Source organism: Rhodanobacter sp. G1, assembly GCF_055397855.1.
This window is the reverse complement of the sequence record NZ_AP039674.1, coordinates 2109368-2133981: the sequence shown is the minus strand read 5'-3', so window position 1 is coordinate 2133981 and position 24614 is coordinate 2109368. Positions and strand designations below refer to the sequence as shown.

At 65.1% G+C, this 24614-nt stretch carries 21 protein-coding genes and 1 tRNA gene; 13 read left to right on the top strand and 9 right to left on the bottom strand.

Annotation, left to right across the window (positions count from 1 at the left end):
- Positions 1-2: 2 nt before the first annotated feature.
- Positions 3-674, top strand: coding sequence for a class I SAM-dependent methyltransferase (locus ACZ5Z2_RS09620; RefSeq protein ID WP_464758360.1), 672 nt, complete (start codon positions 3-5; stop codon positions 672-674).
- On the opposite strand, the gene aat is transcribed toward ACZ5Z2_RS09620, so the two are convergent.
- From aat to trxB, 5 genes are all read right to left on the bottom strand, one after another.
- Complete coding sequence (aat, locus tag ACZ5Z2_RS09615) at positions 671-1396, bottom strand: leucyl/phenylalanyl-tRNA--protein transferase (protein WP_464758359.1); 726 nt, start codon at positions 1394-1396, stop codon at positions 671-673. The genes ACZ5Z2_RS09620 and aat overlap by 4 nt on opposite strands.
- Positions 1397-1426: 30 nt before the next feature.
- Positions 1427-1834 carry a TIGR03067 domain-containing protein gene (locus ACZ5Z2_RS09610; RefSeq protein ID WP_464758358.1) on the bottom strand — a complete coding sequence of 136 codons (408 nt, stop codon included), beginning with the start codon at positions 1832-1834 and terminating at the stop codon, positions 1427-1429.
- 38 nt (positions 1835-1872) lie between these two features.
- Positions 1873-2985, bottom strand: a complete 1113-nt coding sequence (locus ACZ5Z2_RS09605) for a GNAT family N-acetyltransferase (RefSeq protein ID WP_464758357.1) — start codon at positions 2983-2985, stop codon at positions 1873-1875.
- 9 nt (positions 2986-2994) lie between these two features.
- Positions 2995-3648, bottom strand: coding sequence for a DsbA family protein (locus tag ACZ5Z2_RS09600; RefSeq protein ID WP_464758355.1), 654 nt, complete (start codon positions 3646-3648; stop codon positions 2995-2997).
- 409 nt (positions 3649-4057) lie between these two features.
- Positions 4058-5023 carry a thioredoxin-disulfide reductase gene (gene trxB / locus ACZ5Z2_RS09595; protein WP_464758354.1) on the bottom strand — a complete coding sequence of 322 codons (966 nt, stop codon included), beginning with the start codon at positions 5021-5023 and terminating at the stop codon, positions 4058-4060.
- Positions 5024-5223: 200 nt separating this feature from the next.
- Between trxB and ACZ5Z2_RS09590 the strand changes: the two genes are divergently transcribed.
- The 3 genes from ACZ5Z2_RS09590 (at position 5224) to ACZ5Z2_RS09580 (ending at position 9165) form a co-directional block, all read left to right on the top strand.
- Positions 5224-7551, top strand: a complete 2328-nt coding sequence (locus ACZ5Z2_RS09590; protein ID WP_464758353.1) for a DNA translocase FtsK — start codon at positions 5224-5226, stop codon at positions 7549-7551.
- Positions 7552-7805: 254 nt separating this feature from the next.
- A complete protein-coding gene (gene lolA / locus ACZ5Z2_RS09585; protein ID WP_464758352.1) occupies positions 7806-8465 on the top strand; it encodes an outer membrane lipoprotein periplasmic chaperone LolA in 660 nt (219 codons plus the stop codon).
- A 13-nt stretch (positions 8466-8478) separates the two neighbouring features.
- Positions 8479-9165, top strand: a complete 687-nt coding sequence (locus ACZ5Z2_RS09580) for a YoaK family protein (protein ID WP_464758350.1) — start codon at positions 8479-8481, stop codon at positions 9163-9165.
- 18 nt (positions 9166-9183) lie between these two features.
- On the opposite strand, the gene ACZ5Z2_RS09575 is transcribed toward ACZ5Z2_RS09580, so the two are convergent.
- A complete protein-coding gene (locus ACZ5Z2_RS09575; protein ID WP_464758349.1) occupies positions 9184-12210 on the bottom strand; it encodes a diguanylate cyclase in 3027 nt (1008 codons plus the stop codon).
- Between the two features lie 176 nt (positions 12211-12386).
- Between ACZ5Z2_RS09575 and ACZ5Z2_RS09570 the strand changes: the two genes are divergently transcribed.
- The 7 genes from ACZ5Z2_RS09570 to ACZ5Z2_RS09540 all read left to right on the top strand — a co-directional run bounded on the left by ACZ5Z2_RS09570 (position 12387) and on the right by ACZ5Z2_RS09540 (position 18650).
- Positions 12387-13727 carry a replication-associated recombination protein A gene (locus ACZ5Z2_RS09570; protein WP_464758348.1) on the top strand — a complete coding sequence of 447 codons (1341 nt, stop codon included), beginning with the start codon at positions 12387-12389 and terminating at the stop codon, positions 13725-13727.
- Between the two features lie 202 nt (positions 13728-13929).
- Positions 13930-15210 (top strand): serine--tRNA ligase, encoded by a 1281-nt coding sequence (serS, locus tag ACZ5Z2_RS09565; RefSeq protein ID WP_464758347.1) that lies wholly within the window; start codon positions 13930-13932, stop codon positions 15208-15210.
- Positions 15207-15584, top strand: a complete 378-nt coding sequence (locus ACZ5Z2_RS09560) for an LrgA (protein ID WP_464758346.1) — start codon at positions 15207-15209, stop codon at positions 15582-15584. Before serS ends, ACZ5Z2_RS09560 begins: the two co-directional genes overlap by 4 nt.
- Before the next feature lie 45 nt (positions 15585-15629).
- A tRNA-Ser gene (locus ACZ5Z2_RS09555) sits at positions 15630-15719 on the top strand.
- Positions 15720-15799: 80 nt separating this feature from the next.
- A complete protein-coding gene (locus tag ACZ5Z2_RS09550; RefSeq protein ID WP_464758345.1) occupies positions 15800-17353 on the top strand; it encodes a DUF6538 domain-containing protein in 1554 nt (517 codons plus the stop codon).
- Between the two features lie 49 nt (positions 17354-17402).
- Complete coding sequence (locus ACZ5Z2_RS09545) at positions 17403-17735, top strand: hypothetical protein (RefSeq protein WP_464758344.1); 333 nt, start codon at positions 17403-17405, stop codon at positions 17733-17735.
- 267 nt (positions 17736-18002) lie between these two features.
- Positions 18003-18650, top strand: a complete 648-nt coding sequence (locus ACZ5Z2_RS09540) for a DUF4760 domain-containing protein (RefSeq protein WP_464758343.1) — start codon at positions 18003-18005, stop codon at positions 18648-18650.
- Between the two features lie 7 nt (positions 18651-18657).
- Here the strand turns inward: ACZ5Z2_RS09540 and ACZ5Z2_RS09535 are convergent, their stop codons facing one another.
- A complete protein-coding gene (locus tag ACZ5Z2_RS09535; RefSeq protein WP_464758342.1) occupies positions 18658-19581 on the bottom strand; it encodes a hypothetical protein in 924 nt (307 codons plus the stop codon).
- A 202-nt stretch (positions 19582-19783) separates the two neighbouring features.
- Between ACZ5Z2_RS09535 and ACZ5Z2_RS09530 the strand changes: the two genes are divergently transcribed.
- Positions 19784-21439 carry a MobA/MobL family protein gene (locus tag ACZ5Z2_RS09530; protein ID WP_464758341.1) on the top strand — a complete coding sequence of 552 codons (1656 nt, stop codon included), beginning with the start codon at positions 19784-19786 and terminating at the stop codon, positions 21437-21439.
- Positions 21440-21486: 47 nt separating this feature from the next.
- On the opposite strand, the gene ACZ5Z2_RS09525 is transcribed toward ACZ5Z2_RS09530, so the two are convergent.
- Complete coding sequence (locus tag ACZ5Z2_RS09525; protein WP_464758340.1) at positions 21487-22221, bottom strand: DUF6988 family protein; 735 nt, start codon at positions 22219-22221, stop codon at positions 21487-21489.
- Between the two features lie 74 nt (positions 22222-22295).
- Here ACZ5Z2_RS09525 and ACZ5Z2_RS09520 point away from each other — a divergent pair, with 74 nt between their 5' ends.
- Positions 22296-23060, top strand: a complete 765-nt coding sequence (locus ACZ5Z2_RS09520) for a hypothetical protein (protein ID WP_464758339.1) — start codon at positions 22296-22298, stop codon at positions 23058-23060.
- Positions 23061-23101: 41 nt separating this feature from the next.
- On the opposite strand, the gene ACZ5Z2_RS09515 is transcribed toward ACZ5Z2_RS09520, so the two are convergent.
- On the bottom strand, positions 23102-24181 hold the full coding sequence (locus tag ACZ5Z2_RS09515; RefSeq protein WP_464758338.1) for a hypothetical protein: 1080 nt from the start codon (positions 24179-24181) through the stop codon (positions 23102-23104).
- Positions 24182-24614: the final 433 nt, after the last annotated feature.

Below are 24614 nucleotides of genomic sequence, written 5' to 3'. Positions count from 1 at the left end.
GGGTGGCTGCCGGCGCGCAGGAAAGCCTGATCCTCGACGCCTGGCACGCGAACGCGCAGGCGTGGGAGCGCGCCGTGCGCGAGGGGCGCATCGAAAGCCGCAGGCTGGCGACCGACCAGGCCATCCTTGATGCCGTGCTGGCGCGTTCGCCGCGCTCGGCGATCGACGTGGGCTGTGGCGAAGGCTGGCTTGCTCGGGCGCTGGCCGGGAAGGGCGTGCAGGTGCTCGGCGTGGATGCGGTGCCGGCGCTGGTCGAAGCGGCGTGCGCCAAGGGTGGCGGCGAGTTCCGCGTCATGGCCTACGAAGAGATCGCCGCGGGTGCGCTGGATCGGCGGTTCGATGTTGTGGTCTGCAATTTTTCCCTGCTCGGCGGGGCGTCGGTCGATGCCTTGCTTGCTGCGTTGCCCGACCTGCTGGAGCCGGGCGGTGCGCTGATCGTGCAGACACTGCATCCGGCGATGGCCGGTGGATCCTATGAGGATGGCTGGCGCGAAGGTTCATGGGTTGGGTGCGGCGAGGGCTTCGGTAAAGCGGCGCCCTGGTATTTCCGCACCATGGGCAGTTGGGTGGCCGTTTTCGAGCGAGCGGGACTGAGTCTGGTGCGGCTTGTCGAGCCACTGCATCCGGACACGGGATGCCCAGCTTCGGTGATCTTCATTGCCGTGGCGCGCTAAGCGCAGTCGCCAGGCTGGATTCGTGATGCGCAGCCGGCCCAGTTGCCCATGCGGCCGGGCAGGGCGGCGAGCCGCGCCGCTTCGCGCAGGTAGTCCTCCCGAGGGATTTCCACGGCGCCCAGGCTGAGCGTGTGCGCATTTGCCACCTGCGCGTCGATCAGCGGCCAGCCCCATTGCCGCAGCAGTGCGGCCAACGCCATCAGCGCGAGCTTGGAGCCGCCGCTCTCGGCGCTGAACATCGACTCGCCGCAGAACAGCTGGCCGACCGCCACGCCGTAGACGCCGCCCACCAGCCGCACGTCGTCCCACACCTCCACGCTGTGCGCGTGGCCCAGGCGATGCAGCGCGGCGTAGGCGGCGATCATCTCCGGCACGATCCAGGTGCCGCCGCGACCTTCGCGCGGTTCGGCGCAGGCGCGGATGACCGCCTCGAACGCGGTGTCCACGCTCACGCGCCACGACTTGCCGCGCAGTTGCCGGCGCAGGCTGCGGTTGATGCGCAGCGTTTCGGTGCGGAACACGCAGCGCGGATCGGGCGACCACCACAGGATCGGCTCGCCCTCGCCGTACCACGGGAAGATGCCTTGGCCGTAGGCGGCCAGCAGCCGTGCGGGCGAGAGATCGCCGCCGAACGCCAGAAGGCCGTTGGGATCGCGCAGCGCATCGCGCGGATCGGGAAAGCGCTCCGGTGTGGCGGGATCGAGCAGGGGCAGGCGGATCATCGCTGACCGGCAAAGGGCGAGGGGGCGAATCTACTGCTTGCGCACGAAGCTGCGCATGGTCAGGCCCATGCTGGTGCGGAAGGCCGTGGGCCGCGGCATGCCTTCGTCGGCCGCGACAAAGACGAAGCGGTCGCCTTCGAGCCGGTAGATGGCGGGCAACGGCTTGCCGGCATCCGCGCCGATCGAATCGACCCAGGTGATGGACTTCGGCGTGGTGGACGCATCCAGCGTGAAGTCGCCTTCCAGCAGCAGTTCGCCCGGGACGGTGCGCACCTCGAAATGCTTGCCGCGGATCAGGGTGAGTGCGCCGGGAGCGCCGTGGTCGTCCGGCGGATCGATGATGCCGTTTTCCTCGAAGCCGGTTTGCTCCCAGACGCCTTGCAGGGCGGCAAGGTCGTCGGCTGAATCAGTCGGGTCGTTGTCGAGCGGCGAGGCCATGGCCATCCTTCGGTTGCGTGCCGCACCATGATGGCATGTCAGTGCCGGGCATAGGGGCTGCGTGCCATGCACTCGTCCGCGTAGCGATCCACGGCCTTCGCTTCTTCCCGCAGGGCCGCGCGCACCGCGGCACGGAAACCCTCGTGCACCAGCAGGTGCCGTGAGTGCGTGCGCATCGGGAGAAAGCCGCGCGCCAGCTTGTGCTCGCCCTGCGCGCCGGGCTCGAAACGCTGCAGGCCCTGCGCTATCGCGTATTCGATGCCGCGGTAGTAGCACAGCTCGAAGTGCAGGCCCGGCACGTCGATGCGGCTGCCCCAGTAGCGCCCGTACAGCGCGCCGTCGCCTTCGAGGAACAGCGCCATCGCGGCGATGCCTTCCGCATCAAACGCCAGCGCCAGTTGCGCCATGCCGCCCAACTGGCGGAAGAACGCGGGTGTCAGCGCGGCGTGGTTGCCCTTGGCGTCGAAGGTGGTGAGGTAGAGCGCGTGCACTGCGTCCCACTCGGCGGCCGTGAGCGTGCCGCCATCGCGCCAGGCGATGCGCAGGCCGCTGGCGGCGACGCGGGTGCGCTCGTGGCGGATGTTCATGCGCTTCTTGTGGCTGAGCGCGGCGAGGAAATCGTCGAAGTCGCGCCAGCCGCGGTTGTGCCAGTGGAACTGCACATCCGAGCGCGCCAGCCAGTCCGCATCGAAAGCACGGGTTTCATCGGCCGGCAGGAAGTTGGCGTGCAGCGACGAGAGTTGCAGGCGCTCCGCTTCGCGGCGCATCGCATCGACCAGCGCGACTTGCAGCCCGACATCGCCGCCGGTGAGCAGGCGCGGGCCGGTGATCGGCGAGTAGGGCACGCCGCAGAGCAGCTTGGGGTAGTAGTCGCCGCCGGCGCGTTCCCAGGCGGCGGCCCAGCTCCAGTCGAACACGAACTCGCCGTGCGAATTGCCTTTGAGGTAGAGCGGCGCGGCCGCGCGCAACTTGCCGTGCTCGTACAGGCCGAGATGGTGCGCCTGCCAGCCCCAGTCGGCGCGGATGCAACCGCTGTCTTCCAGCGCATGCAGGAAGGCATGCGAGACGAAGGGATTGCCATCGGGGCGCAGCGCGTCCCAGTCGGCGGCCGGGATGTCGGCGATGCGGTCGTGGAAGCGTGCTTCGGTCACGCGCAGAGGTTAGTGCAGCGCGGGCAACTGCGCGGCGAGCATCTGCACGAAGGCATCGGGGCGGCCGTAGCAGGTGTGGTGCGGCAACAGCGCGCGGCGCCCCTCGGTTTCCAGCAGCAGGGTGGGGAAGCCGTGGCCGCCCGCTTCGTCCAGCAGGCGACGGCTGGCCTGCACGTGTTCGAACACGGCATGGCCTTCGGCACGCATCAGGGCCTCCGTGAACTGCACGCCGTCCAACCCCGTTTCTTCGGCCAGTTCGGACAGCACCTGCGGTTCGACCACGCGCAGGCCACGCTGGTAGTGCGCGTTCTGGATCGCCACCAGCATGGGGTAGGCCTTCGTGGCGTCCAGCGCTTCGGCGGCCAGCACGGCGGCGATCGGCGGCAGCGAATACAGCACGGTGCCGTCGTCGGCCAGCAGGCCTTGTTTGTAGGCCTCGCCGAAGGGTTGGCCGCTGAGCTGGGCGATGCGTTCGTCGGAGTGCACGATGTGCTGCGCCAGCGCGGCGTCAACGTGGCGCGGCTCGCCGAACAGGCCGCCGCCGTGCAGGCGCAGCGCGAGGCGGCCGCCCAGTTGCGCCACGGCCGCGCTCACCAGCGGCTGTGCGGCGTAGCACCAGCCGCACAGCGGGTCGTGGATGTAATGCAGCGTGGCGGTGCTCATCGGGGGGCGATCCAACATCTCAAACTTCGTGGAGTCTTTGGCTTTTGCCCGTCATCCCGGCGAAGGCCCACTACTGTCCGGAATAATTTTGAACATTCGTGGCCGCGTTCTTTCTCGTCATTCCGGCGCAGGCCGGAATCCAGTGGCCGTGCGGCCTGAGCGAACATGGTCGCTACTGGATCCCGGCCTGCGCCGGGATGACAGTCTGGATAGGTGGTCGTTATCGGAAATGAAGTCGCCTTCTCGCAATGCTTCGTGCAAGCGGCGCGGGCCTTCATCCTTCGACACCATCCCCAGATTATTCAGGACAGCAGTGGGCGAAGGCCGGGATCCAGTAACCGCATCGCTCGAACAAGCGTGACCGTCACTGGACTCCGGCCTTCGCCGGAGTGACGAATGAAAAGCAGGTTCAGCCCGCCGGCTTCTGCTGCTCCAGCCAGCGCTCGGCGTCCAGCGCGGCCATGCAGCCGAAGCCGGCCGAGGTGATCGCCTGGCGGTAGACGTGGTCGGCCACGTCGCCGGCGGCAAACACGCCGGGCACCGAGGTCATGGTGGCCATGCCGTTCTGGCCGCTCTTGATCTTCAGGTAACCGTCGTGCATTTCCAGCTGGCCGGCGAAGATGCCGGTGTTGGGCGTGTGGCCGATCGCGACGAAGAAGCCGGTGGCGGCGATGTCGCGGGTGGCGCCGGAGTTGACGTCCTTCACGCGCACGCCGGTGACGCCGGAGTCGTCGCCCAGCACCTCGTCCACGGCGTGGTTCCACACCAGCTCGATCTTGCCGGCGGCGGCCTTCTCGAACAGCTTGTCCTGCATGATCTTCTCCGCGCGCAGCTTGTCGCGGCGATGCACCAGATAGACCTTGCTGGCGATGTTGGAGAGGTACAGCGCCTCTTCCACGGCAGTGTTGCCGCCGCCGATCACCACCACTTCCTGCTCGCGGAAGAAGAAGCCGTCGCAGGTGGCGCAGGCCGATACGCCCTTGCCCTTGAACTTCTCCTCGCTGGCGATGCCGAGGTACTTGGCGGTGGCGCCGGTGGCGATGATCAACGCGTCGGCGGTGTACTCGCCGGAGTCGCCGGCGAGGCGGAACGGGCGCTGCTTCAGATCCACCGTGTGGATGTGATCGAAGATCATCTCGGTGTGGAAGCGCTCGGCGTGCTCGGCCATGCGCTGCATCAGCGCGGGGCCCTGCAGGCCTTCCACGTCGCCCGGCCAGTTGTCCACGTCGGTGGTGGTCATCAGCTGGCCGCCCTGCTGCAGGCCGGTGATCATGGTCGGCTTGAGGTTGGCGCGCGCGGCGTACACCGCGGCGGTGTAGCCGGCGGGGCCGGAGCCGAGGATCAGCAGGCGGGTGTGCTTGGGCGTGGCGGTCATGCGCGGGTTCCTCAGGATGGTCGGCGGTTGCTGGCTATTCGCCGCAACCGGCGTGCAGGTTTCATCGCCGCGGCAGGCGCGGCGCGGAACCGCAAGGATGGGGAAGGTGGGCGGCCGATTCAAGGGACGGGTCGGCTACTGAAGCCTGCGCCGCCTGTGTAGACTTGCCCGGACTATCGACAACACGGAAGCACGTCCCGGTGGCGCCAAGCGCAAACGTCAAACAGAAGAAGGAGTCGGCCGGCCTGAGCGACGAGCTGAAGCGCCGCCTGCGCGAGGCCGGCGCCCTGGTGCTGCTGGCGCTGGCGCTGTACCTGCTGGTGTGCCTGTTCAGCTACGACGCGCAGGATCCGAGCTGGTCGCACGCCGGCGTGGTCGCGCACAGCCGCAACCTCGGCGGCACGGTGGGCGCCTACGTGGCCGACCTGCTGCGCTACCTGTTCGGCGCCGTGGCGTATTTCTTCCCCTTGCTGCTGCTGGCGCTCAGCGTGCCGGTGCTGCGCCAGCGCGGCGTGCTGCCGGTGCAGCCGTGGGAATCCTCGCTGCGGCTGGTCGGCTCGGTGTTCTTCTTCATCACCGCGCCGGGACTGTGCTGGCTCAATTTCCCGCTGAGCACGATGGCGCCGGAAGGCGCGGGCGGCGTGATCGGTCGCGCGGTGGCGCACGGCCTGCTTGCCGCGTTCGGCGACAAGGGCGCGCCGCTGCTGCTGCTCGCGCTGTTCCTCGTCGCGGTGACGCTGGCCACCGGGCTGTCGTGGTTCAAGGTGATGGACTGGACGGGCCAGGCCACGCTGCGCGCGGTCGCATGGCTGCGCGGCAAGCTGCGCGAAGCGCCCGACGCGATCAAGGCGCAGCAGGCGCGCGCCGAGCGCGACGTGGCGAAGAAGGCCGAGGCCGTGAAGCAGGCCAAGCGCGAGCCGGTGCGCATCGAGACGCCGCCGGCGCCGGTGGCCAAGAGCGAGCGCGCCAAGCTGGAAACGCAGATCCCGCTGTTCACCGGCGCCTCCGCGCCCGGCGAGTTGCCGCCGCTGTCGCTGCTGGACGAAGCGCCGGAGCAGGGGCCGGGCTATTCGGAAGAGACGCTGGAAGTGCTGTCGCGCCAGGTCGAGCTGAAGCTCAAGGACTTCCGCATCGAGGCCAAGGTGGTGGGCGTGTACCCCGGCCCGGTGATCACCCGCTTCGAGCTGGAGCCGGCCGCCGGCGTGCGCGGTTCGCAGGTGTCCAGCCTGGACAAGGACATCGCGCGCGGCCTGTCGGTGGTCAGCGTGCGCGTGGTGGACGTGATCCCCGGCAAGAACGTGATTGGCCTGGAGATCCCCAACACCAAGAAGCAGGTCGTCTACCTCTCGGAGATCCTGCGCTCGGACAAGTACGACCAGACCAAGTCGCCGCTGGCGCTGGCGCTGGGCAAGGACATCGGCGGTCGTGCGGTGGTGGCCGACCTCGCCAAGATGCCGCACCTGCTGGTGGCCGGCACCACCGGCTCGGGCAAGTCGGTGGCGGTGAACGCGATGGTGCTGAGCCTGCTGTACAAGGCCAGCCCCAAAGACGTGCGCATGATCATGATCGACCCGAAGATGCTGGAGCTCTCGGTGTACGAGGGCATCCCGCACCTGCTGGCGCCGGTGGTCACCGACATGAAGGAGGCGGCGAACGCGCTGCGCTGGTGCGTGGCCGAGATGGAGCGCCGCTACAAGCTGATGGCCGCGGTGGGCGTGCGCAACCTCGGCGGCTTCAACAAGAAGGTGAAGGACGCCGAGAACGCGGGCCAGCCGCTGCTGGACCCGCTGTTCCGCCCGAACCCCGAGATGCCCAACCTCGCCGCCGAGCCGCTGGAGCCACTGCCCTACATCGTCATCATCATCGACGAATTCGCCGACATGATGATGATCGTCGGCAAGAAGGTGGAAGAACTGATCGCCCGCCTGGCGCAGAAGGCGCGCGCCGCCGGCGTGCACCTGGTGCTGGCCACGCAGCGCCCGTCGGTGGACGTGATCACCGGCCTGATCAAGGCCAACATCCCCACCCGCATTGCGTTCCAGGTGTCGAGCAAGATCGACTCGCGCACGATTCTCGATCAGTCCGGCGCCGAGGCGCTGCTCGGTCACGGCGACATGCTCTACCTGCCGCCGGGCACCGCCATGCCCGAGCGCGTGCACGGCGCCTTCGTGGACGACCACGAGGTGCACAACGTGGTGAACTGGCTGAAGGCGCAGGGCGCGCCGCAGTACATCGAGGGCGTGCTGGAGGAAGTGCAGGCCACCGCCGACGGCAAGTTCATCAACGACTCCGGCCTGCCGCAGGAAGGCGAGGAAGGCGGCGACGCCGACGCCCAGCTCTACGACAAGGCCGTGGCCATCGTCACCCAGACCCGCCGCGCGTCGATCTCGGGCGTGCAGAGGCATCTGCGCATCGGCTACAACCGCGCCGCCCGCCTGATCGAGCAGATGGAGCAGGATGGCGTGGTCAGCGCCCCGCAGCACAACGGCAACCGCGAAGTACTGGCGCCGCCGCCGCCCAAGGGCTGAGGCTTTTGCTCCCTCTCCCCTCCGGGGAGAGGGCTGGGGTGAGGGGCCAGTCTTGCGGGGAACCAACAAGGTAGATCGCTCCAATCAGGCGGCCAGGCAAGATTCTCCCCTCATCCCAACCTTCCTCGCTCCTCAAAGCCGACGCCATCCATGGCGTCTCCCCGCGTACTCCCCGCAGGGGGGAAGGAGTGCAGCGTCGAACGGTTAAGCCTTCCCCTCTACAATGCCCGCACCGCATCGCGCACAGGGCTTCCATGAAACGCCTCATTCTCGCCGCCGCCGCCCTCCTGCTGTCGTTGGCCGGCACGGCCCAGGCCGCCACCGGCGCGGCCCGCGCACGGCTGGACGCGTTCGCCACCGGCCTGCATTCGCTCACCGGCAGCTTCACGCAGACCCTGGTCGATCCGAACGGCAACGCCGGCAAGACCAGCAGCGGCACGCTGGCGCTGGAGGCGCCGCGGCAGTTCCGCTGGGAAACCACGGCGCCGTACAAGCAGACCATCGTGGCCGACGGCAGCCGCGTGTGGATGTACGATCCGGAGCTGGAGCAGGTGACCGTGCGCATCCAGTCCAGCGAGGAATCGCATAGCCCGCTCACCGTGCTCACCGACCTCAGGCAGATGGACAAGGAGTTCAAGGTCAGCGAGCAGGGCACGCATGACGGCCTGGCCTGGCTGCGCCTCACCTCCACCGCCAAGGATCCGCAGTTCGCCTATGCCGACCTGGGCTTCGACGCGAACGGCCTGGCGCGGATGACCTTCAAGGATCAGCTCGGTTCCACCACCGACATCCGTTTCTCGGACTGGCAGCGCAATGTGGCGATTCCGCCGTCGGTGTTCACCTTCGTGCCGCCCAAGGGCGCCGATGTGATCGGCGATGCGCCGGTGCTGCAGGTCGAGCCGCTGAAGAACTGAGCGTGAGCCGCTGATGCCAGTACTGCGCCAATTGCCGCGCTGGGCCTGGTTCGGCACGGCCGTGCTGTCCTTGATCGCGGGACTGGTCAACGCCGCGGGTTACCTCGGCTTCCGCCACCAGTCGATCAGCAACATGACCGGCAACACCAGCCTGCTCGGCATCGCGCTGGGCAAGGGCGACGCCGGCGAGGCGCTGCACTGGGCGCTGACCATCGCCGCCTTCGTGCTGGGCGCGATGCTGAGCGGCATGATCGTGCAGCAGAGCACGCTGCGGCTGGGCCGACGCTACGGCGCGGCGCTGCTGCTGGAATCCCTGCTGCTGTTTGCCGCGGTGCCGCTGCTCGATGCTTCCGATTCGCTGGGCCTGTACCTGGCCTCGGCGGCGGTGGGGCTGCAGAACGGCATGGTCAGCGCGTACAGCGGCATGGTGATACGCACCACGCACGTCACCGGCATCTTCACCGACCTCGGCATCTACCTCGGCCACCTGCTGCGCGGCCTGCCGGTGGACAGGCTGCGCCTGCGCGTATGCGTGCTGGTGGCGGGGTGCTTCATGTTGGGCAGCGCCGTCGGCGCGGTGCTGTTCGCGCGCATGCAGGATCACAGCCTGCTGATCCCGGCGGCGCTCACCGGCATCTGCGGGCTGGCCTACGGCCTATATCGGCATTTCACGCCCGCCGCGGATCCGGGCGAGCCGTAGGGGCATGCCGCGACGCCGTCACTGGGCGAGCGTGCAGCAGTCGCGGCCGTGGTGCTTGGATTCGTAGAGCGCGGCGTCGGCGCGCGCCAGCCAAGAGTCCATGCTCTCGCCGGGCTTGAGCACGGCGACGCCTATGCTCACGGTGACGCTGATGTCGCGGCCTTCGTGCTGTACCCGGGTATTGCGCAGCGACTGGCGGATGCGCTCGGCGACCGCCATGGCGTGTTCGCTGGTGCTGTCCGGCAGGCACAGCACCAGTTCCTCGCCGCCGTAGCGGCCGACCAGGTCGTCGGCGCGCAGCTGCTGGCGGATGACGTTGGCGGTGGCGCGCAGCACCGCGTCGCCGCCGAGGTGGCCGTACTCGTCGTTGATGCGCTTGAAGTGATCCAGATCCATCAGGGCGGCGCAGGCCGTGTCGGAGGCATGCCGCACGCCCTCGGCCTGTTCGAGGAAGCGGCGCCGGTTGGACAGCCCGGTGAGTTCGTCGGTGCCGGCCAGCAGATCCAGCCGCTGGTTGGCGGCGCGCAGTTCGCGGGTGTGCTCGTCGATCTGCGCCTGCAACTGCTCGGCGCGGCGGCGCAACTGGATCGTACGCAGGTGCGCCAGCAGCGCGACCAGCGCCAGCACCGCCATCACCGCCAGTGCGCGCGCCCACACGGTTTCGTACCACAGCGGCGCCACCGTGATGGCGAGCGTGCTTTCCACCGTGCGCGCATGCCAGCCGCGCGGCACGGCGCGCAGGCGCAGCACGTAGCTGCCATGCGGCAGGTTGGTGTAGATCGCGCTGGGCGCGCTGCCCTTGGGCACGTCGATCCAGCCGTCGTCGAAGCCGTCCATGCGGTAGCTGTAGGAGGTTTCCTGCGGCGCCTGGTAGTCGAGCAGGGCGAAGTCCACGCGCAGGCTGCGCTCGTGCGCGGACAGCGCCAGCGCGTCATGCTCGCCGGACAGCTGGGTGAACGGCAGCGGGTGCCCGTTCACCAGCGCGTTGGTGATGCGCAGCGGGGCTTCCGTGACGCTCGGTTCACGCCACGTCGGCCGCACCACGGTGAGGCCGCCGAGGCCGCCGAACAGCAGCGTGTCGCCGGGCATGCGCGCGGCGGAGGCGTAGAAGATGTAGCTGGCGATGCGCTGGCCGTCGCGCATGCCGAGGTTGCTGATCTGCAGGGTGGTGCCGTCGATCTCGGCGATGCCGTTGGACGTGCTCGCCCATACGTTGCCGCGGTCGTCGGGCAGCAGGGCGGTGATCTTGTCGCTGACCAGGCCAGCATCGGTGCCGAAGCGCTGGAAGCGCCAGGGCGGGGCATTCCCTTGCGGCAGCATGGCGAGCCCGCCCAGGGTGCCCACCCAGACCCGGCCGCGCGTGTCGGTGGCGATGGAGGTCACCAGGTTCTGCGGCAGGCTGGTGGGGTCGCCCGCGCGTTGCGTGAGGGTGGCGAAGCCGCTGGTCTGCAGCGGGTCGCGCGCGATGCTGATGCCGTTGTTGGTGGCGTACCAGACCTGCGTGCCCACCAGCTTGATGTCGTGCACCGTGTTGTTGGCGAGGCTGCCGGGTCGGCCGGCATCGTGGGCGAAGTGGGTCAGTTCACCGCTGCGCGTGTCGTAGCGGTAGGCGCCGTTGTAGGTGCCGATCAGCATGTACGGGCCCACGCGCAGCAGGGTCAGCACGGGGCTGCCGTCCAGCGCGGGAAGGATGGCGTCCTGGATGTCAAAGGTCTGCGGGTCGATGCGCGCGATGCCCTGCGTGCCGACCCAGATCGAGCCGTCGGGCGCCTCGGCGATGCTCTGGATGTCGCGTCGCACCTGCGTGCCGGCCAGTTGCAGCTGGCGCACGCTGGCGGTAGCCGGATCGATGACGTCGATGTTGCCCGTGGCCATGCCCAGCCAGGCCCGGCCACGGCTGTCCACGTACACGCTGCGCACGTTGGGGTTGGAGAGCGCATGCGAGGTGTCGGCGGCGGGCGGCAGCGAGAACGCCACGCCGATGTTGGCCGAGGTGCGCGCCACGCCGAAGTCGGTGGCGGCCCAGGCATTGCCGGCGTTGCCGAGCAGCAGCGCGCGCACGGTGTTGCCGGGCAGGGAGGAGGGCAGCGAGGTGTCGTGGTCGAAGATGCGGGTGGCGGTGTCGCCGGCCGTGTAGGCGATGATGCCGTTGCCGTCGGTGCCGATCCACATGCGGTTGGGCCGCACTTCGAGGAAGTCGCGCGTGGTGGCCTGCCGCGCCATGCCGGCCAGGCCGCTGTAGCCGGGAATGGTGTGCCACTGGCCGCCGGTGTCGCGGTACACCGCGCCCATCTGCGCGCTGCCCACCCACAGCCGGCCTTCGGCGTCTTCGCGCACCGCCCAGATTTCGTCATGTAGCACCTGGTTTATCGTGCCGGCCGGGTATGGCGGCCGCACGAAATTCCGCTTGCCCGCGTAGCGCACGAACAGGCCGTTGTCGTTGCCCAGCCATACATTGCCGGCACGATCCTGGTACACCGTGAAATTGCGCAGCGACCGCATCGGCCCGATATCCACCGCGCTGATGCGGTCGCTATGCAGATCCAGGTAGTCCAGCCCGCCGTCGGTGGCGATCCACACGCCGCGGGCGCCATTCGGCGCAAGGGCGTAGATCTTGCGGTTGCCGGTGCCGCCGGGGCCGATCGGGTAGGTGCGGAAGTGGCCGGTTCGCGGATCGAAGCGCGTCAGCCCGCCCGCATTGGTGCCTATCAGCAGGCTGTCGTCCGGCAGCGAGAGCAGGCAGCGCACGTAGGTGTCGGGCAGGCCGGTGCCGGTGGCGCCGGTCAGTTCGTAGGCCTGGACGCGGTAGCCGTCGTAGCGTGCCAGGCCGCCCATGGTGCCGATCCACAGCAGGCCCTGACGATCCTGCGCCAGCGCGGTGGTGATGGTGTGCGGCAGGCCCTGGGCCATGCCCAGGCTGTCGAACCATGGCCGTTCCAGCGGGCGCCATGGGTCGGGGACGCTGGCCGCGCGCAGAACTGGCAAGGACAACAGCGTAAGCAGCGCCGCCAGCAGGATCGCGCGCAGGCCGGCGGATCGGTTCATGCGCGCAGCGCCTGCCCGTCGTTGTGCTTCAGGCGGCGGCGATGCGGATCGGAACGGAGACTGGTTCCACCGGACATGCGGGCCGTTTGGTGCGATGCGTGGTTCACGGCCGGATGATAGCCCGCAACATTCCCATGCGGAGCAGTGGTGGTCGCGGTCGCCGTATCATGTCGCCCATGTCGCGCAGCCCCTTGCAGCCCACGTCCTCCCTGTTCGCCGAACCCGAAGCGCTCAAGCCGCTGGCCGAGCGCATGCGCCCGCGCAACCTCGACGAGATCGTCGGCCAGCGCCGGCTGGTGGCGCCGGATCGTGCCCTGCGCCGCGCGCTGGAGGCGGGCCGGCTGCACTCCATGGTGCTGTGGGGGCCGCCCGGATGCGGCAAAACGACGCTGGCCCTGCTGGTGGCGCAGTACGCCGATGCCGACTTCAAGGCGATCTCCGCCGTGCTCTCCGGCCTGCCCGAGGTGCGCAAGGCGCTGGCCGAGGCCGAGGGGAACTTCGCCCAGGGCCGGCGCACCGTGCTGTTCGTGGACGAGGTGCACCGCTTCAACAAGACCCAGCAGGACGCCTTCCTGCCGCACATCGAGCGCGGCGTGATCCTGTTCGTGGGCGCCACCACCGAGAACCCCTCGTTCGAGCTGAACTCCGCGCTGCTTTCGCGCTGCCGCGTGCACGTGCTGGAGGCGGTGTCGGCGGACGACATCGTCGCCGCGCTCAGGCGCGCGCTGGCGGACACGGAGCGCGGCCTCGGCGCGCAGCAGTTGCAGGTGGACGACGCCTCGCTGCAGCTGATCGCCCAGGCCGCCGACGGCGACGTGCGCCGCGCGCTCACCCTGCTGGAAATCGCCGCCGAGCTGGCCGAGCACAACCGCATCGACCAGGCCACGCTGGAACAGGTACTTGCCGACCGCACGCGCCGTTTCGACAAGCAGGGCGAGCAGTTCTACGACCAGATCTCGGCGCTGCACAAATCCGTGCGCTCCTCCGACCCCGACGCCGCCGTGTACTGGCTGGCGCGCATGCTCGACGGCGGCTGCGACCCGCGCTACCTCGCCCGCCGCCTGACCCGCATGGCGGTGGAGGACGTGGGCCTCGCCGAGCCGCGCGCCTGGCGCATGGCGCTGGATGCCTGGGACACCTACGAGCGCCTCGGCAGCCCCGAGGGTGAACTGGGCCTGGCCCAGCTCGCGATCTGGCTGGCCGTGGCGCCCAAGAGCAACGCCGCCTACACGGCCTGGAACCAGGCACGCGCCGCGGTGCGCGAAACGGGCACGCTGGACGTGCCCATGCACCTGCGCAACGCGCCCACCAAGCTGATGAAGGGCCTGGGCTACGGCAAGGGCTACCAGTACGACCACGACGCCGAAGGCGGTATCGCGCTCGACCAGCAATGCCTGCCCGACGAACTGGACGGCACCGTGTTCTACGAACCAGTGGAACGTGGGCTGGAACTGCAATTGCGCGACAAGCTGCTGGCGCTGCGCGAAGCACGCCGCAAGGCGCGCGGCAAGGGCTGACGGAAATCCCGGGAAACTGTCGTCGTTCCTGCGCAAGCAGGAACCCAGCGCCTGTCGGCGCCCGAAGCCAAGGACACTGGACTCCAGCTTTCGCTGGAGTGACGGTGAGGCTCAGGCACGCCATCGAGCAACTTGCCGCGTTGCGGCGCAGCCGGCACGAAAGCGATAATCGCGGCCTTCGACCGCTTTCCGGATACCACCCATGCTCGACCCCGCCCTGCTGCGTTCGCGCCTCGCCGAAACCGCGGCGCGCCTCAAGGAAACCCGCGGCTTCGAGCTCGACGTGTCCGCCGTGGAAACGCTGGAAGCCGAACGCAAGCGCCTCGCCACCGAGACGCAGGACTTGCAGAACCTGCGCAACACCCGCTCCAAGGCGATCGGCCAGGCCAAGGCCAAGGGCGAGGACACCGCGCCGCTGATGGCCGAGGTCGCCGGCATCGGCGACAAGCTCAAGGCCAACGAGGCCCAGCTTGCCGAGGTGCAGGCCAGGCTCGCCGACATTGCGCTGCGCGTTCCCAACATCCCGCACGAGTCCGTGCCGCTGGGCAAGGACGAAAGCGGCAACGTCGAACAATCGCGCTGGGGCACGCCGCGCGCGTTCGACTTCGAGGTGAAGGATCACGTCGACCTTGGTGCGCGCCATGGCTGGCTCGACGCGGATGCCGGCGCCACGCTGTCCGGCGCGCGCTTCACCGTGCTGCGCGGAGAGCTGGCGCACCTGCACCGCGCGCTCGGCCAGTTCATGCTCGACCTGCACACGCGCCAGCACGGCTATCTCGAATGCAACGTGCCGGTGCTGGTCAATACCGACACGATGTACGGCACCACCCAGTTGCCCAAGTTCGAGGAAGACCTGTTCGCCACCCATGTGGGCGACAGCAGGCGTTACCTGATCCCCACCGCGGAAGTGGCGCTGACCAACCTCGTGCGCGACGCTATCGTCGAGGCCGACGCGCTACCGATGCGGCTCGCCGCGCATTCCATGTGCTTCCGCGCCGAGGCCGGCAGCTACGGCCGTGACACTCGCGGCATGATCCGCCAGCATCAGTTCGAGAAGGTGGAGATGGTGCAGGTCGCCACCGCCGGGCATTCGTATGCCCAACTGGAGGAAATGGTCGGCCACGCTGAGAAAGTGCTGCAACTGCTCGGCCTGCCGTACCGCAAGGTGCTGCTGTGCACCGGCGACATGGGTTTCCAGTCGAGCAAGACCTACGACCTGGAAGTGTGGCTGCCCAGCCAGAACACCTATCGCGAAATCTCCAGCTGCTCCAATTGTGAGGATTTCCAGGCCCGCCGCCTGCAGGCGCGCTGGCGCAACCCTACCACCGGCAAGCCCGAGCTGGTGCACACCCTCAACGGCTCCGGTCTCGCCGTGGGCCGCACCCTGGTGGCGGTGATGGAGAACTTCCAGAACGCCGATGGTTCGATCACCGTGCCCGAGGCGCTGCGCCCGTACATGGGCGGACAAGAGCGCATCGCGTGAACGTGCCTGCCGGGCGAAGCTGGGACAAGGTCGAGTACTGGAGCAGCTACTTCCTGCTGGCCGTGCTCGGCTCGGTGATCCTCACCCGCCTCGGCTTCGCCTCCGTGTGGTCGGTGCCGGCGCTGGACATCGCGCTGGGCGGCATCGCGTTGCTGTTGATCCTCGCCAGCCCCTGGATTGCCCGCCGCCGCCGCGGCCTGCGCATGGCCATCGTGGCCTACGCCGCCGCCACCCAACTGGTGCCGATGAGCGTGCGCCACCCGGCTGTGCTGCTGCCGCTGCTTGGCGCACTGATCCCGGTCGCCATCACGGTTTGGGCGCTGGTCGCACTGTCGCGCAAGGGCCGCGCGGGGCAGGGAACGGGGCATACCTGATAGGATGCGCGCCGGCCGCGGGTGAGCGGCCAGCGGAACAAATTCGGAGAGATGGCCGAGCGGTTTAAGGCACCGGTCTTGAAAACCGGCGAAGGGTCAAACCTTCCGTGGGTTCGAATCCCACTCTCTCCGCCAGTATCAAAAAAGCCCTGAAAATCAGGGCTTTTTTGTTGTCCTAGAGAAAGGCGCTTGGTCAAGTCGGTTGGTCAAATCCAATGCGGCTTGCACACCATCTTCTGCGCCATGTTTCGGGCGTGTTCCACTTCCGCCTGATCGTTCCGGCCGATCTTCAACCCCTCCTTGGGCGGCGAGTCATCAAGAAATCGCTGGGCACCCGCGACCCCACGTTGGCACGCTGGTGGGCTTACACGCTGGGCGCGCGCTATGCTCAACTCTTCGCCACGGCACGGAGCAGGGGGAGCGATATGGCCAAGGAACCCATGGAAGACGGCAGGTCGGCGCCGCCCGCGAAGAAGCAGGAAGTCAAACTCTGCACGGGCAGCGGCGATGAGCTGGTGGATTACGCCTGCGAGATACGCGCCGATGGCTCCATGCGTTTGGAAGCCAAGGACGAGGCCGACCACGCGCGCATGATGGCGGCGTTGAGGGAAGCCAAGGAAAAGCCAGCATGGTTGACGCAGGCGCCGGCGACCTCACGAATCTCCCCCGATGCGGAGGGGCTGGCCGGGGTGATGGAGCAACTGGGCGCCTCGCTCGCTCAATCGCTGTCCACGCCGGCCGCGCCCGCCGCGGCAGTGCCTTCCCGGCCCCGTGCGATTGGCCTGGCGGCGGATCAGTGGCTGAAAAGCATTGAGGCCGAGACGCTGCGCAAGACCCTGACGATCAAGTCCGCGGCCATCATGGGCTTTGCGCAGCACGTCGGTTTGAAGAAGCTGTTTCACGAGGTGCAGCGTGAGGATGTCCATGCGTGGGTGGAGGCGTTGCGGGCGAGTGGCTTACAGACGCCCACCTTGGTCAACAAGACCTCCTACTTGCGTGGCTTCTTCAACTGGGCGGTGCAAGCCGGGCATTACCCCAAGTTTCCCAAGGACGAAAACCCCGCGAAGGGGCATGTGATCTTCGGCAAGCGAGAGAAGTTGAAGCGGAAGGCGATGGGGTTCCGGGCCTTCACCCAGGAACAGATCCAGACGCTCTACGCGTCGGAGGCCTTGGCGACGCTGAGCGAGGGCGCGCGGTGGGGCGCGCTCATCGGTCTCTACACCGGGGCCCGCGTGTCGGAAGTGGGTCAGCTCGCATTGGCCGACTTCACCACCGTGGACGGGGTGCCCTGTTTGACCATCACGGACGACGGGGAAGGGCAGAGCATCAAGAACGAGGCCAGCCGGCGCACCATCCCCATCCATCCCGACTTGCTGACCTTGGGGCTTATGGAGCGGGTCGAGCAGTTGCGGAAGAAGGAGGAGACACGGCTGTTCCCCAAGGTAAAGGTTGGAGCGGTGAACGGGCAGGGCCAATGGCTCAGCAAGGCGTTCACCCGGCACATCGAGGCGGTCGGAATCACGAAGCCCGCCAAGGGCAAGTATGGGTTCCACAGCCTGCGGAAAACCGCGATACAGACGATGAAGTCAGCCAAAGTGCCCTTGGAGTGGCGTTGCGCCTACGTCGGGCATGACCTCGATGAGGAACATGTGGAGACGTATAGTGGGGAATACGGGCCGAGGGAGATGCTCGACATGACGGCCTTGGGCCTGAGCTGGGCATTAGGGCTTGCCTCAATGCGCAAAGTTTTATGGAGTGATAAAATGTAAGAGGCGCAGGCAGCCACATGGCTCCCTGAGAGCCACGAACCCGGTCGAGATGTTTGCCGCGCGTTACTCTGGTGTTTCCTCACTTTTCAAAAGACTAAATCTGATGACGATAAACTCAACGTTAGCAGTGCGTGATGCCGTGAAGCAAAGGCTTGCAACCATCAAAACCCCGATAGCTCCTGAAGCGGTGGCAAGGGTTGCTGTGCAACTGCTTGAGATTATCCAAATGCAGCCGCAGAAGTATCAGGCGCCTGCCACTGCCGACGTGTTCGGTTGGATGGTGGAACAGCTTGTGAGCAGCGCTGATGAGTACAAGCCAGGCTATCGTGTCTTGGCTCATGGCCTTGCCGGTGGGCTCTACGTAGGGGCTGACACTATCTGAGTAGGTCTCAACGGCCGTGAGATGATGACCTAACAGCGCAGACCTGCATTCACGTTGGTGGGAGCGGCCACCCTGGCAGCCTCTGAATATCGCACAAAGGCTTGCTGGAAGTAGGCAGTTAGAGGTCAAGAAGCCTGCTTGACAGTATTCAATGATTTTGATAGGGTATTAGCGAGATATCCTCTTGTGTAGGAAGCGAGGAAAAGCTATGTGTCAAGAAAACGATTTTGGTTTTGACTAAAAAGCGGCCCTTGGGCCGCTTTTATTATGTCTGTTTTTCACTTCCTCCATGTCAATCCTACATTACCAATCATATCGGTAGGAACGCTTGTGGCTGCGTGGGGCGTGAAGTCTCAGCAACGATTTGCGCGTATTAAACACACTCTGGATTTTGACAAAGATTTCAAGGATAACGAAAACGATAAGTTACTTGCGGCAAGGGACGTCTTAAGGAGATATTCTTGTCTTGAGTTGAGTGAACTTGCCTCTTCGGGTAACCGCAAAGATGCTAATTTTCAAGTTGTCGCACTTCAGTTGAGTGTTTGGGAAGGTGTCGCAATTGGCATTAAAGCTAAAGTCTATGATGAGAAGTTTCTTTTTGATGCGTATGCTTCAACAGTCGTCTCCCTGTATAAGATGGCGTTGCCATTTATAAAAGGTAGGCAAAAGTTAAATTCCAGACTTTATGCAAATTTTGTGTGGCTTGGCGTCAAATGGTTTTCCGAGCTTTCGGTGCCTCTTGAAATAGAAAAACATCGCCTAGAAATTGAGTCAAACGAAAGAATGGCGCAAGAGCTTCAGAGAGAAAAGATGCGTGAAGATTTGAGAAGAGAGATGGCGCAAGAATCCTCAGAGCGCGTCTTAGTGTTCTGCGAACACGACGCTCAGAGCCAAAGCTTTCCCCCGCAACGCTAAGCGTTGCTCACGCAGCAAGCGCCTGCCCTTCGGGCAGATCTGCGATGAACGCCGCCATGGTTTGCCGACCTTCCTTGTCCGGAGCGAAGGGGATGAGCTGGCGAAGATTGGCTTGGGTCAGCAATCGCCGACCTGCGGCGACAGCTTCCGTAGCCTGAACCAAGTTGGGCTCAATCCGCTCGCTCCACTTGGCCAAGTCCCGAAGCGTCTTTTCCTTGGCGCTGTCTACGTCTAGCCCCTTCACCGCCGCAAGACTGGTCATCTCGTCTACTAAGAGTCGACGCAGGTCATTCTCTTTGTAGAGGGCCGCTACTCCATCCAATTGCCCCACCGGATCCTCGATGTAGTTGATGCCCGGCTGGATGCGCTGCCTCATGGCCCGCATCCGTTCCAAGTCGTCTTTGGTGGCGACCCGGGAACGCGTAAGCACAGGGCTGCGTCGTCGCACCAGGCCATCTACGATGGCAATGATGGTGGGCGGCAATCCCTTCATCGGGTTGAGCAGATACTGAACTTGTTTGTAAACCCAGTTTGCGCCCAGGGGGTCGTTCCTGAGTGCGGCAATCCTGGCTTCGATCTGTGGGATGCGATGTTGCAACGCCGTCAGGGCATCCCGACGTTCTTTGTTGCGCAGATCCCGATCAAAAGCCTTGGCCAACCGCTTGAACTCAACATCGAAATACTTCTTGCCGCAGTCCTTGCCGATGTTCGTCACCTGCCCGGCGCTGGTGGCAACCAGATAGCCCCTCCCATGTGCCGTGTGGCAAGTCGAGAGACCGCAGGGCTGGAACGGAGTCAGGGCATAGCTGCCGATGATGCGATCGAGTTTGACGGTACGCGGGTTCAGGTTCGGAGTGAATCCCGGCCGGGATGTCACTTCCTCCCACGAGCCCAAGCGCACCAATCCTTGATCGGTGTTGATGGTGATCATCCACGCCCCCACAGGTTCTTGTTCGGAGCCTATCACCGTGACCCGATGATGGAGCGAATGTAAAGCACGCTTGACACATCTGAATCTTTTGCTTGGATGTCTACGTGGGGGCGGGCATGCATCAGGCCGGCAGCCGCACACGTTTCATGGTCAGGATGACCGATCGCCACCCTCGCCACCGGTGGCTCATCACGGAGGATGAATGTCACAGCATGCCCGCCCCCACCTTGAAACCCACAGCCGCGGCGCGGGCCACTCCGCCATCGCCGGGGTGGCGTACCGCCTTGGCCTGCGCCTCTACGACCGGCGCACCGGCCAATGGCACGACTACCGCCGGCGGAAGATCGGCGAAGAAATCGTCCGGGCGCTCACCGTCGCCCCCGATGGCGCACCGACCTGGGCGACGGATCCGGAAGAGTTGTGGAACCGGGCTGAGGCGGCGGAGAAACGTCGTGATGCGCAGGTGGCCCGTGACTATCGCATTCCCATCCCCTTCGGTCTGAGTGACCAGCAAGCCGGCGACCTGGCCGAAGCCATGGCGCGATTCATTTGCCAGGAGCTTCACACGGCCGTCTCCCTGGGTTTGCACCGCGACGCCGAAGTGGATGCGCTGGGAAGCGTGAAGCCACCGGAAAAACAGGGCTTCCACGCCCATCTCTACTTTCCGACCCGGCGGCTGGAAGAGATCCAGCAGGACGACGGCACCTCGGACTGGGGCCTGGGTGCCAAATTGGTGTTGCTCTCGAACAAGAACACGTCTGGAGCGTTTGTCGAACGGCTCAACGAGCGCTGGGCGGAACTGGCGAACCGCTACACCGCCGCCAACCAGCTCCCGGCTGACTACGACCACCGCAGCTACGCCCGGCAAGATTTGCCCATCACCCCGCAGCCCACGTTGGGGGCGGCCGTGACGGCCATGGAGCGGCGTGGTTTCTTCACTAGGCGCGGCGATGCCTTGCGCGGGGACATCGTCGTTCCGTCACTCGTCTACGAAGCCGCTCATGCCGTCGTGCTCGAAGAGCAGCAGCAGCGGCAGGCCCAGGCCGATGTGCGACGCGAAGCGGTGCAGCAGGTCGCCGCCGATCCAGCGCCGAAATCCTGTGCGGTGGCCGTTCAACCTGATGCAGCCCAGGCCCCCGCAGCCACCCCGTCATCCTCCACGGCGGCCAATCCACCCCTTACACTGCTGGAAGGGGCACCCGGTTCACTGCTGGCGAGGTTTCGCGAAAGGCTGCCCGCCCCCGAGGAGCCCGAGGCACGGCGATTGTTTGCCCAGGTGTTGCGCCTGGTGCGGTTGATCGAGAAGGTGTTGGGTGTCCTGGCTCGCCTGGCGATTCAACTCAGCGACCACCAGGCCGAACGCGACCGCCGCGAAGCGGCCGCGTTGACCCATGAGGATCAACACCGCGAACGGCGGGCGGTGCGTCAGTCCGTCCGGCAACGGTTGGCCGAATGGGAAACCGCACACCGGTGGCGATTGCGCACGGCCACCGTCATGGGCGAGCCCGTGGAGTGGCAACGGCTACATCGCGAGGTGAAGCGATGGGATGAGCAAACACACGAGGCTCAATCGGCCGCTCGACGTGTGCGGTCGCAGATCGCCACGTTTGACCAGGAGGGCTACCAACTGCGCGGCGACCAGCGCGAACAACTGGGGCGGCTCGGCGGGGCGCTGGATAGCGTCCGCGAGGCCAAGGTGGATTGGGTTCTGGCCCTGCGCACCGTGGCGACTGCCGAAGAACAGGACTGGATCAAGGCCGCGCGGCCGGTGCTGATTCGGGAAGACTGGAAGACTGCCGAACCGGTGCTTCGTCGGACGGCGTTGGAGCATCGGCCCAGGCTGGGGCGAATGGCGTAAATAGCCCTCTGATCAATCGGAGGTCTCAGGTTCTGGGCGATGCCTTCTCACGAAGAAGGCGATGCCAAGATTTCTTCACGGAAAGCGTCATGTGCTTCGCGCAGCGTGGGCGGTTCATTACCAGGATCTCTGGCAATGCGCGCTGCCAGATAGGACATGGCATAGCCCGCAATCATTCCGCTACTCCCCAACAGCGCCAACAGCTCTTGATCGCTGGCGTTGAACCCGAGGCTGGATGAATTGATCTTGTAGAGCATCACCACTTCTGCGCCCCCATGCACTAAACCATGAAGTTCCTTGGGCGAGAAAGCAAAGAGCCTAGACAAGGGTGCCCTGGATAGCTGTTGGGATATTTCGCTGAATGCTTGGGTGGCAACTTCTTCCATCTGCGCGAGGGAGACGGAGCGTTTTTTGCCGTCACAATCTGCTCGTTTGGGCAACTCATCATGCTCGATGAAGTCCATCACTTCCTGATCAGTGGTTGCATCCGAGTGAAAGAAAACCCCGCGCAGGAAGCATTCGATCTGAGGGCGAACCAAGGCCATCGCGGGCATGCCGTGATAGTGCGGCCCATGTTCCAACAAGAACGCCACCGCCTCGGCATGCTCCATCGAAGCCATCAACAACGCAGCACTCAGCTGTTTGCGAGGTGTTGCTTCCGGGAAGCGCATGGAGCTGACGAAGCTGCGCAGCTCTTCGACCATCAGGCGTGTTTTTGCTGCGGTTCTTTGAACTTTGAGACCGTCAAGCCTCTGGTGATGATGGTTTGCCATACCCTGCATGATTCCGAACCCAGTCGGGTAGTGCTAGAAATCTAAGCTCGCCAAGTATCCTATTCACACCAAAGGAAATGCGCATGTCCAAGCCAGGGGGAGCACATGAAGTGGTGAAGCAAGCTGCAGCACCCGAGCCGGGAAAGTCACCTTCATTGGCACAGTTGGCGATCCAAGTGTTCACCGCCGTGTCGCTCTTCTTGGTGGTGATGACGCCGATCATCTACTGCATCGGACGCGCGTATCACGATGGCTGGTATAGCGAGCTCAACTTGGATGGGAGCCTGTTTCCTCTCGACACCGCGAGCATGTTGACCCAAGGCTTTATGGTTGCAGCGGGCGGGTTGGCAAAACTGGCCTTGGCGACGCTTCATGCGCTGGCAGTCCACTTCTTTCTGTTGTTGTGCGTGGCCGTGACCGCAGGCATGACCTTGGCTGGCTGCAGGTGGATGGGACATCGACTGGATGAAAAGGTCGCCGGCAAGCCGAAAAGGTCAGATCAGGATCAACGTGCGTGGCAGCGCAGCCCTCGCTTCTTGATCATTAGTTCATTTCTGGTGGTGCTGCTCGCTCTGTGTGCTTGCTACGAGGCGATCTTCGGTTTGTCGCTCGTGGCTGCTTTGTTCACTCAACCGTTCTATCAGCTGGGGAGAGAAGATGCAGCGCAGTTGGTCGCCAAGGGCTTCAATCTTTCGCCCATGGTGACGGTCAAGTCACCCAACGGTGTTGTGCAGCGCCGGGAGATCACGTGTGGCCCGGCCTTTTGTGCGTTGTGGGGAGAGGGTCATGCCAGTCAGGCGCCGATCGCTATGGTCGGGTGGGCGGATGCGCCGTCACCGGGCAAATGACGATCAGGCGGCAGAGAAGTGAGCTTGCTCCACCCATGAGGTCACCGGTTACGAAGTAATCCTCTCAGGTTCTCTTGTAGGCGAATCATCACCATGTCTGCCTCGCCGTTCGGCATGGTGGCCGCTGTGAAAGGCACATGAGCGTAATAGAGATCATCGGCCTGCTTTTGCAGATCAATGCCCGCTGACGCGAAGCAGGCATGAGCGACTTTCGTCAAATCATCGAAGATGGAGATGGAGCCATCCCATGTCTCTGTGGTGTCCCAGAGCTTACGCAACGCGATCCACACTCCGGGGATGAGTGGCCCATAAAGGGAGCCGCCAAGGTCGGGGCACAAGGTCAATGGCTTGGCTTCACTCTCGACGCCATCCATATGGCCAAGAAGATATCCAGCCAACTTGAACGGCATGGCCAGTGGCTGACCTGCTTCTACGAGCAACTTATTGACGTCCGCGTGAGTGCGGAACAGTTTGATTGCTTCCTGCGCCTCGGTCAGCGATTTCTTCACGGCCTGATTGAAGCTCGACGCGTAGTTGGTCAAAAGCTCATCAGGGTTTCCAAAGGGAGCGCTGAGCCGGCACGCCGCATATTCCTCCCAACACGCGGTAGCCATTTGCAGCAGGAAGTGATCAACGAGAGCGGGCGGGCGGTATTTGAGCATCACGCCTGGCATGGCCTCATCACGCCATTTCAGCTCGACTACGTGCCCCAACTCATGCGCGAGGATGTTGATGGCGGTGTTGTGATGATGGTGTTCCGGATCGGTGATCTGTTCGATCATGCCCGCGTTGTAGACGACGTGTGCCATCGGTCTACCATCACGCAGAACATTCACGACCTTGGCCACACAAACGATGTCGTCGTTGTTGGTGTATTCCGCGGCGTCCGTCGTGGACTCGAAGCCGCGATCCACCGACTTCAATGCAGCATCAAAGTCATAGCCGACGGTCACGCCCGCGAGACGTTCAAGATCATAGAACCGGCTCAGCTCGATCAACCAGGCCGATAGTTCATCCGAAAACTTCTTCGTCTGTTCCGGATCATCCGGAAAATTCATGAGCGACAGCAGTGTGTTCGGCGGAAGGGTAGCAGGTGGGAGATCGGCCAGTTCGCTTTCCATGGGATGCCCTTCGACGTGGGTTTCCGGTCAGTCTCCCATGGACAGGTCTCGGATCATGAGACGGTGGCTGGCCAGCCTGTTCAATAATGGTGGCCAGGCAGTTCCGGATCAGTGTCCGACCTGTTGAAGATTTTCCAACTGGTTATTCTGGTCTACCTGGCCACTGAGTCTGAAACAGGCTGGCCACTCACACCGCAAACCGCATCAGAACGCCATTCCAACTTTTGGCGGCGCTCCGGGCCAGGGGCCGCTTCTCATTGGTAACTGGGGCACTGACTGGCCAGCGTTCTTGAACAACCTGGCCACCATAATGGTGTGCTGGCCACCCCGCGCGAAACCAAGCGAGGCGCGGGTTTCAGCCCTTCGGGCACTGGCATCGGAATTGCCCCGCGTTCGGCCAGACTGGGCGGCCAACTTATCCAGACTCGAGAAA